Origin of the sequence: Paraclostridium bifermentans (genome assembly GCF_019916025.1) — a bacterium.
Classification (GTDB): Bacteria; Bacillota; Clostridia; order Peptostreptococcales; family Peptostreptococcaceae; genus Paraclostridium; species Paraclostridium bifermentans.
In genome coordinates this window covers 554,801-572,585 of sequence record NZ_CP079737.1, presented here as the reverse complement: position 1 = coordinate 572,585, position 17,785 = coordinate 554,801, and the positions used below count along the sequence as shown (strand labels likewise).

The window sequence follows — 17,785 nt, the reverse complement described above, 5'->3', positions numbered from 1 at the left end:
ATAATACTGTTATTAAAATTGTCCGTATAATGTAATAAGTGTGTAGTTATAACTACACACTTATTACATTATTTTTATCAATGCTATATCTTCATTATTAACTTCAAAGTCTTTTATAACAAAATTATTCATAACTATATTTTCAAACCTATACTTTGAACTATCAAAATCAATATACTGACAATCAAATATCATGTTCTCATTTAGATAATCTGTATTAATACACTTTAATACAACTCTATACATAAAATTCCTCCAATTAAACAATTTAGTCTATATTATAATTATTTATTGGACTTACTGTTTTTATTCACTTTTACCTATTTATTCAAGTATTTTTTTATTATACTATCAACGATGTACTTACTTGCAAGACCATCTCCATATGGATTTGAAGCTTTAGACATTTTTTCATAGCTTTCTTTATCTATTAATAATTCCTTTGCCGTATCATATATATCTTTTGAATTTGTTCCCACTAATTTTAATGTCCCCGCTTCTACTCCTTCAGGTCTTTCCGTTGTATCTCTAAGAACTAAAACTGGTCTTCCAAGAGACGGAGCTTCTTCTTGGATACCTCCACTATCAGTCATTATTAAATAAGACTTGCTCATAAAATTATGAAAATCTATAACGTTTAAAGGCTCTATTAAATGTATTCTCTCATTATTACCTAAAATATCCTCAGCAATAGTTTTAACTTTAGGGTTTAAATGTACAGGATATACTACTTGAACATCATTAAATTCGCTTACTATCTTATTTATGGCTTTAAATATATTTTCCATATTTCCGCCCAAGTTCTCTCTTCTGTGAGCAGTAAGTAGAATCATTCTGTCACTTTTAATTTTATCTAATATTTTATTGTTATACCCTTTTTTTATAGTTATTTTTAAAGCATCTATAGCCGTATTTCCAGTTACATAAATATCATCACTACACTTTCCTTCTTTTATTAAATTTTCCTTTGATGTATTAGTTGGAGTAAAATGCATATCTGCTATAATGCCTGTAACTTGTCTATTTATTTCCTCTGGATATGGAGAGTATTTATTATAAGTCCTAAGCCCTGCCTCCACATGTCCAACATCACATTTATTATAAAATGCTGCTAAACTAGCAGACAATGTTGTTGTCGTATCTCCATGTACCAACACTATATCTGGCTTTGATCTTCTTATTACCTCATCTATTCCTTCTAATGCACTAACTGTTATAGATGTTAGCGTCTGATTATTTTTCATTAAATTCAGATCAAAGTCTGCATTTATATTAAATATATCTAAAACTTGATCTAGCATTTGTCTATGTTGAGCTGTTACACATACAATACTTTCAATTTCTTCTCTACTCTCGAGTTCTTTTACTAAAGGCGCCATTTTTATGGCCTCTGGCCTCGTTCCAAAAACGGTCATAACCTTAATCTTATTCAAAGCTATCATCTCCTTTAAATTTATTATTCGAATCTTAACTAAGTATAGTTATATCCAAATATAGATACCTTTAAATATATTTTCCCTATTTCCTATATTTTATTTTAATCCCATCTCGCACAAACGTAATCATTCTTTATTTTACACAACAAAAAGTGGTTAGGATTTAGTTTGCAACTCAGTGGTCATTTAAAGCATCTTTTCTTATCCTTTATCTCATACTGTACAAGCGTAATCCTTTTTTATTTTACACAACAAAAAGTGGTTAGGATTTAGTTTGCAACGCCGTGGTCATTCAAAGCATCTTTTCAGCTTTATGACCCAAGTGCAAACTAAATCCTAACCACCACACAAATCCACGTAAAATAAAAAAGATTACGCGGCTACGTCCTACTCTCCCAGGCAGCTTCCCACCAAGTACCATCGGCGCTAAAGAGCTTAACTTCTGTGTTCGGAATGGGAACAGGTGTATCCTCTTTGCTGTAATAACCGCATAATCTTTATTTAGAGTTAGTACTCTAAAAACTGAATAACATTTATTAAGATTAAATAATCTTGGTCAAGTCCTCGATCTATTAGTATCGGTAAGCTACATACATTGCTGCACTTACACCTCCGACCTATCAACCAGGTAGTCTTCCTGGGATCTTACCCTTACGGTGGGAAATCTTATCTTGAAGTTGGCTTCGCGCTTAGATGCTTTCAGCGCTTATCCATTCCGTACATAGCTACCCAGCCATGCCCTTGGCAGAACAACTGGTACACCAGAGGTACGTCCATCCCGGTCCTCTCGTACTAAGGACAGGTCTCCTCAAATTTCCTACGCCTGCGACGGATAGGGACCGAACTGTCTCACGACGTTCTGAACCCAGCTCGCGTACCACTTTAATGGGCGAACAGCCCAACCCTTGGGACCTACTACAGCCCCAGGATGTGATGAGCCGACATCGAGGTGCCAAACCTCCCCGTCGATGTGGACTCTTGGGGGAGATAAGCCTGTTATCCCCAGGGTAGCTTTTATCCGTTGAGCGATGGCCCTTCCATGCGGAACCACCGGATCACTAAGTCCGACTTTCGTCCTTGCTCGACCTGTATGTCTTGCAATCAAGCTCTCTTCTGCCTTTACACTCTACGCACGATTTCCGACCGTGCTGAGAGAACCTTTGAGCGCCTCCGTTACTCTTTGGGAGGCGACCGCCCCAGTCAAACTGCCCACCTGACAGTGTCCCAATACCTGATTCAAGGTATCTGGTTAGAATCTCAGTACTACAAGGGTGGTATCCCAAGGATAGCTCCACCGAGACTGGCGTCCCGATTTCATAGCCTCCCACCTATCCTGTACATGTAGCACCAAAATTCAATGTCAAGCTACAGTAAAGCTCCATGGGGTCTTTCCGTCCTGTCGCAGGTACCCGGCATCTTCACCGGGATTACAATTTCACCGAGTCTGTTGTTGAGACAGTGCCCAAATCGTTACGCCTTTCGTGCGGGTCGGAACTTACCCGACAAGGAATTTCGCTACCTTAGGACCGTTATAGTTACGGCCGCCGTTTACTGGGGCTTAAGTTCACTGCTTCGGATAAATCCTAACAGATCCCCTTAACCTTCCAGCACCGGGCAGGCGTCAGCTCCTATACATCGTCTTGCGACTTAGCAGAAACCTGTGTTTTTGGTAAACAGTCGCTTGGGCCTATTCTCTGCGGCCACCTCGGGCGTTAACCCTAACGTGGCACCCCTTCTCCCTAAGTTACGGGGTCATTTTGCCGAGTTCCTTAACAACAGTTCTCTCGCTGGCCTTAGGATACTCTCCTCACCCACCTGTGTCGGTTTGCGGTACGGGCACCTTTAATCTCGATAGAAACTTTTCTCGACAGTGTGAAATCAGCTACTTCGCTACTTAATTTCGCTCCCCATCGTACCCCAGCATTATCATGGCGGATTTGCCTGCCTTGACTGCCTCAGTACTTAGCCACACATAACCAACAGTGTGGTTAGCTTATCCTACTGTGTCATTCCATCTCTCAAACGATTATCGGTGGTACAGGAATCTCAACCTGTTGTCCATCACCTACGCCTTTCGGCCTCGGCTTAGGTCCCGACTAACCCAGGGCGGACGAACCTTCCCCTGGAAACCTTGGGTTTACGGCCCGTGGGATTCTCACCCACGTCTCGCTACTCATGCCAACATTCTCACTCCTATACTGTCCACACGTCCTTACGGTCATGCTTCAGCCTGCATAGGAAGCTCCCCTACCTATCATAAATGATATCGTAGCTTCGGTAGTAAGTTTTAGCCCCGGTAATCTTCGGCGCAGGATCACTCGACCAGTGAGCTATTACGCACTCTTTAAATGAGTGGCTGCTTCTAAGCCAACATCCTGGTTGTCTATGCAATCCCACATCCTTTACCACTTAACTTACATTTAGGGACCTTAGCTGACGATCTGGGCTGTTGCCCTCTCGACTATGAATCTTATTACCCACAGTCTGACTCCCAAGTATAAAATAACGGCATTCGGAGTTTGATAATCTTCGGTAAGCGCAATGCCCCCTAGGATATTCAGTGCTCTACCTCCGTATTTCTCAACCTTGAGGCTAGCCCTAAAGCTATTTCGGGGAGAACCAGCTATCTCCGAGCTCGATTGGAATTTCACCGCTATCCACAAGTCATCCCCGAGCTTTTCAACGCTCGTGGGTTCGGACCTCCACGAAATTTTACTTTCGCTTCATCCTGCTCATGGATAGGTCGCTCGGTTTCGGGTCTACGACAGCAAACTTAACGCCCATTTAAGACTCGCTTTCACTACGGCTCCATACCTTAAGTACTTAACCTAGCTTACTATCGTAACTCGTTGGCCCGTTCTACAAAAAGTACGCGGTCACACATATAAAGTGCTTCCACAGCTTGTAAGCGCAGGGTTTCAGGTTCTATTTCACTCCCCTCCCGGGGTTCTTTTCACCTTTCCCTCACGGTACTATGCGCTATCGGTCACTAAGTAGTATTTAGCCTTGGAGGATGGTCCCTCCTGCTTCCCACAGGGTTTCACGTGTCCCGTGGTACTCTGGATCACATCTAAAGTCTTCTCGTTTCAACTACGTGGCTATTACACTTTATAGCGGAGCTTTCCAACTCTCTTCGTTTACGATACCTCTTTGTTGATGATGTGTCCGCAACCCCAGCGAAGAAAACTTCACTGGTTTGGGCTATTCCGCGTTCGCTCGCCGCTACTTACGGAATCGAATTTCTTTCTTTTCCTCCGGGTACTTAGATGTTTCAGTTCCCCGGGTTCCCCTCACTAAGCTATGTATTCACTTAATGATACTTAGACATTACTCTAAGTGAGTTTCCTCATTCGGAAATCTTCGGATCAAAGTTTACGTGCAACTCCCCGAAGCTTATCGCAGCTTATCGCGTCCTTCATCGGCTCTTAGTGCCAAGGCATCCGCCCTGCGCCCTTAATAACTTGACCAGTTATTAAATGACTTCGCCAATGTCCATTCGTCAATATGACTCATGTCCCATTGCTTAAAAGTGTTATTTTTTAAAGAGTTTTCTTCTCTTATAATTGGTTTATTTAATCATCACTAAATGTTATGCAGTTTTCAAAGTACTAAAGTACAATTAAGTACTAATATGGTGGAGATGAGGAGGATCGAACTCCTGACCCCTTGCGTGCAAGGCAAGTGCTCTCCCAGCTGAGCTACACCCCCACAATATAAAGTTCATTTAAGAACTCTCAAAATTAAACAGTAGGTAATTACTCCTTAGAAAGGAGGTGATCCAGCCGCACCTTCCGATACGGCTACCTTGTTACGACTTCACCCCAGTCATTGGTTTCACCTTCGACGGCCGCTTCCTAAAAGGTTAGCTAACCGGCTTCGGGCGCCCCCAACTTCCATGGTGTGACGGGCGGTGTGTACAAGACCCGGGAACGCATTCACCGCAGCATTCTGATCTGCGATTACTAGTAACTCCAGCTTCATGTAGGCGAGTTTCAGCCTACAATCCGAACTGAGAATGGCTTTAAGGGATTAGCTCCACCTCGCGGCTTGGCAACCCTCTGTACCACCCATTGTAGCACGTGTGTAGCCCTAAGCATAAGGGGCATGATGATTTGACGTCATCCCCACCTTCCTCCGAGTTATCCTCGGCAGTCCCTCTAGAGTGCCCAACTTAATGCTGGCAACTAAAGGCAAGGGTTGCGCTCGTTGCGGGACTTAACCCAACATCTCACGACACGAGCTGACGACAACCATGCACCACCTGTCACCACTGTCCCCGAAGGGAAATCTCCGATTAGGGAGAGGTCAGTGGGATGTCAAGCTTAGGTAAGGTTCTTCGCGTTGCTTCGAATTAAACCACATGCTCCGCTACTTGTGCGGGTCCCCGTCAATTCCTTTGAGTTTCACTCTTGCGAGCGTACTTCCCAGGCGGAGTACTTAATGCGTTAGCTGCGGCACCGAGGGGGGTAACCCCCGACACCTAGTACTCATCGTTTACGGCGTGGACTACCAGGGTATCTAATCCTGTTTGCTCCCCACGCTTTCGTGCCTCAGTGTCAGTTACAGTCCAGAGAGCCGCCTTCGCTACTGGTATTCCTCCTAATATCTACGCATTTCACCGCTACACTAGGAATTCTACTCTCCTCTCCTGCACTCAAGTTCTCTAGTTTCAAAAGCTTACTACGGTTGAGCCGTAGCCTTTCACTTCTGACTTAAAAAACCACCTACGCACCCTTTACGCCCAGTAATTCCGGATAACGCTAGCCCCCTACGTATTACCGCGGCTGCTGGCACGTAGTTAGCCGGGGCTTCCTCCTCAAGTACCGTCATTATCTTCCTTGAGGACAGAGCTTTACGACCCGAAGGCCTTCATCGCTCACGCGGCGTTGCTGCATCAGGCTTTCGCCCATTGTGCAATATTCCCCACTGCTGCCTCCCGTAGGAGTCTGGACCGTGTCTCAGTTCCAGTGTGGCCGATCACCCTCTCAGGTCGGCTACTGATCGTTGCCTTGGTAAGCCATTACCTTACCAACTAGCTAATCAGACGCGGGTCCATCCTGTACCGCCGGAGCTTTGATACAAAAGCCATGCGACTTTCATATGTTATCCCGTATTAGTATACCTTTCGGTATGTTATCCGTGTGTACAGGGCAGGTTACCCACGCGTTACTCACCCGTCCGCCGCTCTCTCCGAAGAGATCGCTCGACTTGCATGTGTTAGGCACGCCGCCAGCGTTCATCCTGAGCCAGGATCAAACTCTCAAATATAATTTAAAAAGTTGTCCATCGCTCAGCTAATCATTATCTGAATATCTGGCTTGGTTGTTTGTGTTTAATTCTTTAAAAAAGAATTTTTATAATTAACCTACTGTTTAATTTTCAAAGTTCTTAACTCATGCTCTCTTGAGCACATGTATAATAATATCATCCTTTTTTTTTGAAGTCAACACTTTTTTATATTTTTTTATTAATCTATTAAATTTAAGTTATATCTTTCTATTAAATCTATTAGCATATCTGCATATATAGCTTCCCCTTGTTCATTTTTTTTAGTGCTATAACCTGCATCTTCTAATGCTTGAGCTTGTGATTTATAGTCTTTTCCTTCAAACAAACCATGTTCTGCATATCTCGGATTTTCTTTTAAAAACTTTGCATGATCTCTTATTGAATCATTTAATGAGTTGTATTTTCTGAATTTAGCCATTACTTCATCACTATAATTTTCTGATGTTGCTACTTCTACATTTTCACCTTTCCATCTTTTATCCGCTTTTATTCCAAATAAATTATTACTGATTTTTGTTAATTCTGATTGCCCCCAACCAGACTCAAGTATAGCCTGAGATATAGTTATAGATGGCAATACCCCATATTCCTTATAACTACTTTCAGCTTCTTTTTCAATATCTTTAATAAATTTAATTTTTTCCTCTTCGATCTTCAATGACTCTATTTTAGCTATTTTTTTTTCGTAATTTTTATTTTCATATACAGTGTATATTCCTCCCACAACAAATGATAAAACTAAAATCAAACTAAGACTTTGAAGCAACTCTTTATTTTTTTTATTATTAATCTTAAATTTTCTTCTAAAGTTTCTCTTTTTTCTTATCCCCATGCTACCCTCCACTTTCTAATTTATATTATAATATCATCTTGTAAACTTTTATATGCTAATTTATGCAAAAAAATAAAAAAGCTCATTTAAATGAGCTTTTTTTATTTAGACTTAAGCTTTATCCAAGCTTCGTCATATAATCTTAATTTGTCTCCTAAATCAATAAATGTTTCAGTCTTATCCATAACAGATTTAGGTGGATATGCAACAGGATTCGAAGTTACCTCTTTATCTAATAACTTTAAAGCCCCTACATTAGGAGTTGAATATCCTATATATTCAGCATTCATCTTTGCAATTTCAGGATCTAATAAAAAGTTTATAAACATTTCAGCTTCCTTTTTATTTTGTGCGCTTTTAGGTATTGCCATTGCATCTACCCATTTATTTGTACCTTCTTTAGGTATTGCATAAGCTAAATTAGGATTTTCTTCCATTAAAGTCACTGCATCTCCTGAGTAAGCAATACCCATAGCCACTTCTTCTCCTAAAAGTCTATCTTTACCTTCATCATTTACATATGCTAATACTAAATCTTTTTGTTTCATTAACTCTTTCATTGCTTCATTTATTTCTTTAGGATTAGTTGTATTCATACTGTACCCTAATCTTTTTAATGATATTCCCATAGTATCTCTAACTGAGTCGAACATCATTATATTCCCTTTATATTTAGGATTCCAAAGTATATCCCAACTATCAACTGGTTCTTTAACCATTTTTTTATTATATAATATACCAAAAGTTCCCCACATATATGGAACACTATATTCATTAGTTTCATCATATATAGGATTTAAAAAGCTTTTGTCTATATACTTCATATTTGGTATATTTTTAAAATCTATTTTTTGAAGAAGTCCTTCACTTTTCATTTTTTCAACCATATAGTCAGATGGGAATATTAAATCATAATTAGTACTTCCACTTTTAACTTTTTGATACATCATTTCATTAGTATCATAAGTTTCATACTGTACATCAATTCCTGTTTTTTCTTCAAACAAAGTTATTATATTTTCATCTATATAATCTCCGACATTATATACATTCAAAACTTTTTTGGAATCTGTAGCCCCACATCCAGTAAGCATAGTTGAAACCATTAAACCTATAGTAATTAAAATTGATATTTTTCTTAATTTCATAATTATTTATCACTCCTTACTATAGATTGTTTCTTATTTGATATTAAAAGTAAAATTAATACAACTGTAAACATTATTGTAGATAGTGCATTAATTTCAGGTTTTATTCCTCTTCTTGCCATACCATATATCTCTATAGACAGGTTGCTAACTCCATTTCCAGTGTTAAAGAAACTTATTATGAAGTCATCTATAGACATTGTAAACGCAATTAAAAATCCAGATATTATCCCTGGTTTTATCTGAGGTAAAACAACTTTTCTTAAAGCATACATAGGTGTTGCTCCTAAATCCATAGCAGCCTCTTCTATATTTTGAGGAAGTTGCTTTATTTTAGGAAGCACTGATAGTATTACATAAGGAATACTAAACATTATGTGAGATAGTAACATAGTCGTAAATCCAAATTCTAATTTTAAAAATACATACAAACTCATTAATGCTACTGCTGTAACTATATCTGGATTTAATACTGGAAGATAGTTTATATTAAGTATTAACTTTCTTCTTTTACCTCTCATTTTATGTATTCCTATAGCACTTATAGTTCCTACTATTGTAGCTATTATAGATGAAATTATAGCTACTAACAAAGTATAATATAACGCATTCATTATACTATCATTATGAATAAGTTGCTTATACCACTTAAATGTAAATCCATTCCAGTGGGCCATAGATTTAGAATCATTAAATGAAAATACTGCTAGCGCCATTATTGGTGCATATAGAAATAAAAACACTAATGTTAAGTAAATATTCGATGCTAATTTCTTTAAAATAATAACCCACCGCCTTCCTTATCACTGTCATCTTCAAATCTTGACATAACTGCCATAGATATTAATATTACAATCATCATAAATATCGATATCGCAGATCCAAAGTTCCAATCTCCAACTACTGTAAATTGCTGCTCTATTAAGTCTCCTAGTAACATAAATTTACCTCCACCTAATAATCTTGAGATAGCAAATGTAGTTACAGCTGGCATAAATACCATAGTTATTCCTGAAATAACTCCAGGTACACTAAGTGGGAATATAACTTTAGTGAAAACTTGGAAGCTATTAGCTCCTAAGTCTCTAGCTGCATTAATTAAGTCATTATCCATTTTTGATAATGATGTGTATATTGGTAGTACCATAAATGGTAAAAAGTTATATACCATTCCAAGTAATATTGCAAAGTTAGTATAAAGTAATGTAACAGGCTCTATTCCAAATAATCCTAAGAATGAATTTAATATTCCATTTTTACCTAAAATAGCAACCCATGCATATGTTCTTAAAAGGAAGTTCATCCACATTGGAAGTATGAATAATAATATTAAAGTATTTCTTTTGCTTATATGTGCCTTAGAAATTATATATGCAACTGGATATCCAACTAATAAACATATTATTGTTGATGATCCAGCTAAAACTATAGATCTTAAAAATACTTTTAAGTATATAGGGTTAATTAATCTTTTATAATTTTCTAAAGAAAATATCAGCTTATCTCCATTTTCAACTGTAAAACTGAAAACCAGCACAAGAATTAAAGGTACTACTATAAATAGTGCACTCCAAATTATATAAGGGTAAGCAAGAATTGATTTATTTTTCTTCATAATCTATTCGCTCACTTTTCTCATTATATGGATATCTTCTGGATATATATCTAACCCTAATTCACTTCCAACTTGTGCACTTTGTGTATTATGTAGTATCCACATTCTTCCGTTTTCATTAACTTCAATTTCATAGTGAACACCTTTAAATAATACTGACGTAACTTTTCCTTTTAACATTCCTTTTTCTGGTTCAACCATTTTTACATCTTCCGGTCTTATTACAACTTCAATATTTTCATTTTTTTCAAAGTCTTTATCTACACACTTGAATTTCTTCCCACAGAATTCTACTAAATAGTCTTCTAACATAATTCCATCAAATATATTACTTTCACCTATAAATCTAGCAACAAATGAATTTTCTGGCTCATTGTATATATCTTGAGGAGTTCCCATTTGTTGAATTTTACCTTTATTCATAACAATTATTTTATCCGACATAGTTAAAGCCTCTTCTTGGTCATGAGTTACAAAAATAAATGTTATTCCTAATTTTTTTTGTATTTTTTTTAATTCCATTTGCATTTCTTTTCTTAGTTTTAAATCTAATGCTCCTAAAGGTTCATCTAGTAATAAAACTTTAGGCTCGTTTACTAATGCTCTAGCTATAGCTACCCTTTGCTGTTGTCCTCCACTTAGCGATTCTACTTGTCTTCTTTCAAACCCCTCAAGTGCAACTAATTTAAGCATTTCTTTTACTTTTTTATCTATTTCGTCTTTAGGTAGTTTTTTTATTTTAAGACCAAAAGCTATATTTTCATATATATTCATGTGAGGAAATAAAGCGTATTTTTGGAATACTGTATTTATTTGTCTTTCATGAGGTGGTATATCTGTGATATCACGTTCTTCAAATAATACCTTACCTTCATCAGCGTACTCAAATCCAGCTATTATCTTAAGCGTTGTAGTTTTTCCACATCCACTTGGTCCTAATAATGTTAAAAATTCATTTTTCTTAATGTCTAAACTCAAGTTATCTAAAACTTGATTGTCATCATATCTTTTAGATAGATTTTTTAATTCTATTATGTTTTCTAACAAATATATCACCTCTTTCTCTTAAAATGATGGTGGTGTACTCACCCATATAACCTTAGCTTCTGTTTTCCCAGCATTTGATATATAATGATTTGCTCTAGGCTTAAAGTAAAAACTCTCGCCTTTTCTAACTTTATTCTTCTTATCTCCTATGTGTAAGTAAATTGAACCGGCTAATACATAACCAAATTCTTCTCCTTCATGAGGCTTTTCTTCTTTATATTGACCTCCTGGAGATAAAGATATTAATATTGGCTCCATTTCATTTTTCTGAGAGTTTGGAACCAACCACTTAAATGTATATTTTAATTCTTCATCCTCAGTTTCAAACATATCTTCTTTTGAAAAACAAATTTTCTCATTATCCATTTCATTAAAAAATTCTTTTAAGTTCGTTCCCAAAATTTCTAATATATCTATAAGTGTAGCTATGGATGGTGATGTTAAATTGTTTTCTAATTGAGATATAAATCCCTTAGAAAGTTCACATCTATTTGCTAACTCTTCTTGTGTTAACTGTTTTTCTATTCTTAATCGTTTAATTTTTTCACCTATATCCATGGTCCACCTCCTATTTTAAATCATTTTTACTAAACCTTTTGTTTAAAATTTCTAAACAACAAGACATATTATATAAAATTAAGCTACAAATTTCAATACTTTTTTAAATATTTTTTTATATTAATTCCCACTTTAAAACCCAGTGTTTTTAAGGATTTGTAGATTTAGCATTTATTTTAGTTTATATTAATATTCATAAAGTTTAGTATGCCTAATTATATTTTTTTTATTATATTTTGCTATTTTATTCCTAATTTTAGTTTATAAAATGCAAATAACCTGCTATTTAGCAGGCTATTTATACAATTTATATTAATTTATAGTCTTCCTCTTTTAACTTACTTGCCGCACCTTCATCTAAAATCAATATTGTATCTCTGTGAAGTTGAAGTATAGATGATGGAACTTGAGGAGTTATGTCTCCATATACAGTATTGTGTATAGCATCAGCTTTACCTTCTCCTGATGCCAGCAAAATTATCTTTTTAGATTTAAATATAGAACCAATTCCCATAGTTACTGCTTTTTTAGGAACTTCATCTATAGATTCAAAGAATCTTGCATTTGCCTCTATAGTAGATTCTTTTAAATCAACTAAGTTTGTTCCTTTGACAAATACATCTGATGGTTCATTGAATCCTATGTGTGCGTTAAGTCCTATACCTAAAACCTGTATGTCTATTCCTCCAATATTTTTGATAGAATCATCATATTGTTTACATTCAAGTGTTATATCCTTAGTCATACCATTCGGTATATTTACATTTTCTTCCTTTATATTTATATGATTGAATAAGTTTTCATGCATAAAATGATAGTAACTTTGATCATTCTCTCTCGGTAACTGGTAATACTCATCTAAATTGAATGATTTTACCTCAGAAAAATCTAATGTACCTTCCTTATACATTTCCACTAAATTCTTATACATTCCTATAGGCGTGCTCCCTGTTGCTAGACCTAGTATAGAATCTGATTTTAAAGTAACCTGACTTGCTATTATTTGAGCAGCTTTTTTGCTCATTTCATCATAATTTTTACAAACTAGTATTCTCATATTAACCCTCCACCTATAATTAATTTCTTTTAAAAACTATATTTCCATCTACAATAGTCATGTAACAATTTAATTCATTATCAAATATAGCTATATCTGCATCTTTTCCTATATCTAAACTTCCCTTATCATTGCTTATTCCTAGTGAACTAGCTGGATTTAAAGAAGCTAAGTGTATTGCTTCATTTATATTTAAATTTGTATTTTTATAAAAATTCTTCACCATATTATTTAAACTTGAAACACTTCCTGCAAGAGACCCATTTTCTAATCTAGCTGCTCCATCCTTAACTATTACAGCCTGTCCACCTAAACTATATGTTCCGTTTTCTAATCCTCCTGCTTCCATAGAGTCAGTTATTAATACCACTCTTTCTTTACCTTTACTATCTAATATAAATTGGAATAGATCTTTAGTTATGTGTATAGTGTCACATATAAATTCGCAATATGCATCTGTTGTCAATGCAGCTCCAACAACCCCTGGATCCCTATGATTTAAACCTGTCATTCCATTGAATGTATGAGTGATATTGCTAGCACCTAATCGTATAGCTTCTCTAGCCTCTATAAATGTAGCCGCACTATGACCTATAGATAAAACTATATTAGTATTACTTTTTATAGATTTTGTAAATGTAAAATCTATATCTTCTTCTGGTGCATAAGTTATAACTTTTATTACATCTTCATATTTTTTCACTAATTCATAACTAGGATTAGTTATATAGTTTCCATTTTGTGCGCCTTTGTATATTTTATTTATAAACGGCCCTTCTAAATGAGCTCCTATAACCCTAGCTCCCTCAGTACTTCTATTCATACCTCGTCTTATAGATTCTAATGCTTTTAAAATTGATTCTTCATCCATTGTCATAGTAGTAGGTAGATATGACGTAACACCATGTCTTGCTACTGATTTAGATATAATATCTATAGCCTCATCTGTACCTTCCATCGTATCTTTTCCCATATTCCCATGTATATGTATATCTATTAACCCTGGAGATACTAACTTACCTTTAACATCTATAACTTCACATCCACTTGGAACTTCATCTGTTATATCTATAATCTTTTTATCAAATACTAAAACCTTATTTTCTAATACTTCATTTCTTAATAAAATTTTTCCATTTATTATAGCCTTCATAATTATACCTCCTATGCATTTAATGTTATTTCATATTGGTACTTATCACTTCTAAATATGGATATAGTGTACTCTACAGGTAAATCTCCATCTGCGTACGAAGTTCTTTTAAGTTTAAGCGCTAAAGTATTTTTGCTTTGTTTTAAAAGTTTTGATTCTTCTTCAGATAAAATCATTGGTTCTATTATCTGTTCAGCTTTTTTCATCTTATATCCATAAACTTCATTTATTATATTGTATAAAGAGTTTTTTTCTTTCAAATCGTTTTCCAGGTTGTTGCAAATACTTTTTGGTATATAACTTATTTCAATTCCAAAAGGTTCGTTTTCAATATACCTTAACCTTTCAACTCTATATACCTTTTCATTTTCATTATTTATCTTTAAAACTTGTCTTATATACTCATCCTTTTCATTTTCCTCAAATGATAAAATATCAGTTTTTATATCCATCCCCTTATTCTTCATAACCTCGGTAAATCCTTGCATACTAGAAAATCTATTTCTTTCTTTTTGAGCAGAAACGAAAGTTCCTTTTCCTTGAACTCTATATAAAAATCCTTCATTTACCAAATTAACTATAGCTTTGTTTACTGTCATTCTACTTACATTTTGAATATTACAAAGTTCTCTTTCTGGAATTATAGAATCCCCTGGTTTAAGATCACCTAAATCAATCATTTCCCTTATTATTTTCATAAGTTGTATATGTAAAGGGATATCAATATTCTTATTTACTAACTTCATATAAACCACCACTCTTTTTATATGGTATATACCAATTTTGGTATATACCAATTATACTATTTTTATTGTAGAACTTCAATAGAATATACATTTTCTTTTTTTAATTTAGTTATTTTATATTTTATTTATAAGATACCCATAAATATGGTATTATAATAGAATATGTAATTTTTAATATAAAATTAAAGAGGTGAACGTACTTGATAAAAATAGGTGATTTCAACAAATTAAAAATAGCTAGAAAAGCTGATTTCGGTTTTTTCCTAGACGCACAAACAGGAAATACTTCTGATGATATTTTCATGCATAGAAAATTTACAAATTATGAGGCTTTAATTCCTGGTGATGAGGTAAATGTATTTGTATATAGAGATTCTAAAGATAAATTAGCAGCTACTTTAAACCCGCCATTGGCTAAAGTTGGCGAAATAGGTTACTTTGAAGTTGTAGATGCTACTAAAATAGGTTACTTTATTAATATTGGACTTGAAAAAGATATTTTAGTTCCTTTTAGTTCAAAGCATTACGATATAAAAAAAGGTGATAAATATTTATTTTATATATATTTAGATAAAACTGAAAGAATAGCTGCTACTACTAGAATAGAAGGTTATTTATCTACTGACTCTGAGTATAACGTAGGAGATAATGTTACAGGTGTTGTTTATGGATTCCAAACTAACGATAGTGCGATGGTTTGTGTTGACAATAAATTTGAAGGAGTTATACTTCATAACGAATACTTTACAAAACTTAACATCGGAGACAAATTAAATTTAAATGTTATAAAAGTATACGAGGACGGCAAGCTAGGTCTTACTCCAAGACAAGGTAGAGAGCAAGAATTAAATGAGTTAGAAAGTAAAATCATAAACCATCTAAACAATGCTTCTAGAGGGTTCATGCCTTTAAATGATAAATCTGATCCAGCTGATATTGCATCAGTATTTGGTTGTAGTAAGAAAAACTTCAAACGTACACTTGGAGTTCTTATGAAAAAAGGGTTAATATCTCAAGATGAAGAAGGAACTCGTCTAATATAAAAAAGAGTATGGATACCCATACTCTTTTTTTATTTTTCCTTTGTATCTTTAATTTCACCAGTATATATATCGATTTTGTGAGTTCCCATATCTTGTTCGTGATAATGAACCTCTCCTTCATCGTCTTTTTCTTCTATAGATACGTTAACTTTAACTTCATAGTTATTACCCACTTGCTTTATATCTTCTTCCGTATTAGACACCCCATCTCCATATGTAGCCTTCAATACCTTTAGTGCATTTTCTTTTGAGATTGGTTCTATCTTATTTTTATCTTTATTTTCAGATACTTCAATTTGATCTTCCTTTGAATTCAAAGGTTTTTTTCTATTTTCAAAAACAACTGAAACTAGCACACCAACTACTAATATGCTGATTATTCCTATTATAATATTTTTTTTACTCATATAAATTCTCCATACTATATTTTTATATAATTTAACTTTTTATTAAAATATAGTATACCATATATTTTAAATATAAAAAAAGGGCACTATTTAGTACCCTTTTTATCCTATTCCCCCCGAAACAGTTCTACTTATTAAATTGCGGTAAATATTCTTTATGAGCTTCCATCATTTCATCTAATATAGTTTTTGCTAAATCATCAGAAGGTATTAATGGATTTATACATAGAGCTAAATATGCTGCATCGTAGTCTCCGTATACAGCAGCTTTTGCCGCTAACATTTCAAATGATTTTATTTGGCTTACTAATCCATCTACAGCATCTGGTAAATATCCTATAGATAATGGTTTAGGTCCATTTTTTGTTATAACACTACTTACTTCAACTGCTTGATTATCTTTAAAGTTTCTTATAGCCCCATTATTAATTGTATTAACTACTTGAATATCTCTTTTATCATTATATATAGAACTTATTAAATTACACGCTGCATCACTATAATAAGCTCCTCCTCTTTTTTCTAATTGAGGTGGTTTTATATCTAGATTTTCATCTTTATATAATTCAAATAATTGATCTTCTAGCTCTTTAACAACTTGACCTCTAGCCTTACCTTTTGCAAACTCATTTAATTCTTCTTCTAACATTTCTTTAGTTTTATAATAATATCTATGGTATGGACAAGGAACTAAGCCTAAGTTTTTAACGAAATCTGCATTAAACTCTATAGCTTTTATATTTTGCATTGTTAACTTTGAGTGTACAAATTTATCTATCGCTTCATCTGTAACATCCTCTCCATCTAAAGCTACATTAAGACCATAAACCATATGGTTAAGTCCAGCAAAATCCATTTGAATTCTTTCATTTTCAACTTCAAATAATTTAGCTATTCCATTTCTCATTCCTATAGGGACATTGCATAATCCTATATAGTTTTTAAAATTAGTATATCTAAATACAGCTTCTGTTATTACACCTGTAGGATTTGTAAAGTTTATTATCCATGCATTAGGGCATAATTCTTCGACATCTTTTATTATATCAAGAACAACAGGTACAGTTCTTAATGCTTTAAAAAGTCCACCTGCTCCATTAGTTTCTTGCCCTATTACTCCATGTGATAAAGGTATACTTTCATCTTTTATTCTAGCTTCTAATAACCCTACTCTTAATTGTGTAGTAACAAAGTCTGCATTCTTTAATGCCTCTCTTCTATCTAAAGTTAGATGTATTTCCATGTCTATTCCAGCTTTTTTAACCATCCTTTTAGCTAGATTTCCTACTATTTCTAACTTATGCTTTCCTTCTTCTATGTCAACTAGCCATAATTCTTTTACTGGCAACTCTTTGTATCTTTTTATAAACCCTTCTACAAGTTCCGGAGTATAACTTGATCCTCCACCTATAGTTACTATCTTTAGTCCTTTTTTCATAGTCATATCTCCTATC

General features: G+C 34.5%; 14 protein-coding genes, 1 tRNA gene and 3 rRNA genes. 1 reads left to right on the top strand and 17 read right to left on the bottom strand.

Annotated features, from left to right (window positions below):
- Positions 1-63: 63 nt before the first annotated feature.
- From KXZ80_RS02835 to KXZ80_RS02765, 15 genes are all read right to left on the bottom strand, one after another.
- A complete protein-coding gene (locus tag KXZ80_RS02835; protein WP_021431996.1) occupies positions 64-246 on the bottom strand; it encodes a hypothetical protein in 183 nt (60 codons plus the stop codon).
- A gap of 74 nt (positions 247-320) precedes the next feature.
- Positions 321-1,433 (bottom strand): non-hydrolyzing UDP-N-acetylglucosamine 2-epimerase, encoded by a 1,113-nt coding sequence (gene wecB / locus KXZ80_RS02830; protein WP_021431995.1) that lies wholly within the window; start codon positions 1,431-1,433, stop codon positions 321-323.
- Positions 1,434-1,810: 377 nt separating this feature from the next.
- A 5S ribosomal RNA gene (gene rrf / locus KXZ80_RS02825) occupies positions 1,811-1,927 on the bottom strand.
- 61 nt (positions 1,928-1,988) lie between these two features.
- Positions 1,989-4,903, bottom strand: a 23S ribosomal RNA gene (locus tag KXZ80_RS02820).
- A gap of 165 nt (positions 4,904-5,068) precedes the next feature.
- Positions 5,069-5,144 (bottom strand) — tRNA-Ala (locus KXZ80_RS02815).
- 58 nt (positions 5,145-5,202) lie between these two features.
- Positions 5,203-6,704, bottom strand: a 16S ribosomal RNA gene (locus tag KXZ80_RS02810).
- Together the 16S, 23S and 5S rRNA genes with 1 tRNA gene alongside form the textbook arrangement of a ribosomal RNA operon.
- A gap of 199 nt (positions 6,705-6,903) precedes the next feature.
- Entirely contained in the window at positions 6,904-7,557 is a 654-nt protein-coding gene (locus tag KXZ80_RS02805; protein ID WP_052011289.1) for a glycoside hydrolase family 73 protein, read from the bottom strand.
- A gap of 101 nt (positions 7,558-7,658) precedes the next feature.
- Positions 7,659-8,705, bottom strand: a complete 1,047-nt coding sequence (locus tag KXZ80_RS02800) for an ABC transporter substrate-binding protein (RefSeq protein WP_038284851.1) — start codon at positions 8,703-8,705, stop codon at positions 7,659-7,661.
- A 2-nt stretch (positions 8,706-8,707) separates the two neighbouring features.
- Complete coding sequence (locus tag KXZ80_RS02795) at positions 8,708-9,382, bottom strand: ABC transporter permease (RefSeq protein WP_334292041.1); 675 nt, start codon at positions 9,380-9,382, stop codon at positions 8,708-8,710.
- Positions 9,383-9,480: 98 nt separating this feature from the next.
- Entirely contained in the window at positions 9,481-10,320 is an 840-nt protein-coding gene (locus tag KXZ80_RS02790) for an ABC transporter permease (RefSeq protein WP_021431830.1), read from the bottom strand.
- Positions 10,321-10,323: 3 nt separating this feature from the next.
- Positions 10,324-11,367 (bottom strand): spermidine/putrescine ABC transporter ATP-binding protein, encoded by a 1,044-nt coding sequence (gene potA, locus KXZ80_RS02785; protein ID WP_021431829.1) that lies wholly within the window; start codon positions 11,365-11,367, stop codon positions 10,324-10,326.
- Between the two features lie 18 nt (positions 11,368-11,385).
- Positions 11,386-11,925, bottom strand: coding sequence for a helix-turn-helix domain-containing protein (locus tag KXZ80_RS02780; protein ID WP_021428548.1), 540 nt, complete (start codon positions 11,923-11,925; stop codon positions 11,386-11,388).
- Positions 11,926-12,232: 307 nt separating this feature from the next.
- The gene (nagB, locus tag KXZ80_RS02775) at positions 12,233-12,982 is read right to left on the bottom strand and encodes a glucosamine-6-phosphate deaminase (protein WP_021431828.1); all 750 of its coding nucleotides are present in this window, start codon (positions 12,980-12,982) and stop codon (positions 12,233-12,235) included.
- A gap of 19 nt (positions 12,983-13,001) precedes the next feature.
- Positions 13,002-14,135, bottom strand: coding sequence for an N-acetylglucosamine-6-phosphate deacetylase (gene nagA / locus KXZ80_RS02770; protein WP_021431827.1), 1,134 nt, complete (start codon positions 14,133-14,135; stop codon positions 13,002-13,004).
- 11 nt (positions 14,136-14,146) lie between these two features.
- Positions 14,147-14,881 carry a GntR family transcriptional regulator gene (locus tag KXZ80_RS02765; RefSeq protein WP_021431826.1) on the bottom strand — a complete coding sequence of 245 codons (735 nt, stop codon included), beginning with the start codon at positions 14,879-14,881 and terminating at the stop codon, positions 14,147-14,149.
- A gap of 200 nt (positions 14,882-15,081) precedes the next feature.
- On the opposite strand from KXZ80_RS02765, the gene KXZ80_RS02760 reads away from it, so the two are divergent.
- Positions 15,082-15,924: a CvfB family protein gene (locus KXZ80_RS02760; protein ID WP_021431825.1), complete on the top strand. Its 843-nt coding sequence runs from the start codon at positions 15,082-15,084 to the stop codon at positions 15,922-15,924.
- Between the two features lie 29 nt (positions 15,925-15,953).
- On the opposite strand, the gene KXZ80_RS02755 is transcribed toward KXZ80_RS02760, so the two are convergent.
- Together KXZ80_RS02755 and KXZ80_RS02750 are read right to left on the bottom strand one after the other, a co-directional pair.
- Positions 15,954-16,331 carry a hypothetical protein gene (locus tag KXZ80_RS02755; protein WP_021431824.1) on the bottom strand — a complete coding sequence of 126 codons (378 nt, stop codon included), beginning with the start codon at positions 16,329-16,331 and terminating at the stop codon, positions 15,954-15,956.
- A gap of 127 nt (positions 16,332-16,458) precedes the next feature.
- Entirely contained in the window at positions 16,459-17,769 is a 1,311-nt protein-coding gene (locus KXZ80_RS02750) for a 6-phospho-beta-glucosidase (protein WP_021431823.1), read from the bottom strand.
- Between the last annotated feature and the right edge of the window lie 16 nt (positions 17,770-17,785).

Bases quoted from the DNA above. Each gene is read 5' to 3' on its own strand.
- KXZ80_RS02835 (WP_021431996.1), bottom strand. From the start codon at position 246: ATGTATAGAGTTGTATTAAAGTGTATTAATACAGATTATCTAAATGAG.
- KXZ80_RS02805 (WP_052011289.1), bottom strand. From the start codon at position 7,557: ATGGGGATAAGAAAAAAGAGAAACTTTAGAAGAAAATTTAAGATTAAT.
- KXZ80_RS02800 (WP_038284851.1), bottom strand. From the start codon at position 8,705: ATGAAATTAAGAAAAATATCAATTTTAATTACTATAGGTTTAATGGTT.
- KXZ80_RS02795 (WP_334292041.1), bottom strand. From the start codon at position 9,382: ATGGCCCACTGGAATGGATTTACATTTAAGTGGTATAAGCAACTTATT.
- KXZ80_RS02790 (WP_021431830.1), bottom strand. From the start codon at position 10,320: ATGAAGAAAAATAAATCAATTCTTGCTTACCCTTATATAATTTGGAGT.
- KXZ80_RS02780 (WP_021428548.1), bottom strand. From the start codon at position 11,925: ATGGATATAGGTGAAAAAATTAAACGATTAAGAATAGAAAAACAGTTA.
- nagB (WP_021431828.1), bottom strand. From the start codon at position 12,982: ATGAGAATACTAGTTTGTAAAAATTATGATGAAATGAGCAAAAAAGCT.
- nagA (WP_021431827.1), bottom strand. From the start codon at position 14,135: ATGAAGGCTATAATAAATGGAAAAATTTTATTAAGAAATGAAGTATTA.
- KXZ80_RS02765 (WP_021431826.1), bottom strand. From the start codon at position 14,881: ATGAAGTTAGTAAATAAGAATATTGATATCCCTTTACATATACAACTT.
- KXZ80_RS02755 (WP_021431824.1), bottom strand. From the start codon at position 16,331: ATGAGTAAAAAAAATATTATAATAGGAATAATCAGCATATTAGTAGTT.
- KXZ80_RS02750 (WP_021431823.1), bottom strand. From the start codon at position 17,769: ATGAAAAAAGGACTAAAGATAGTAACTATAGGTGGAGGATCAAGTTAT.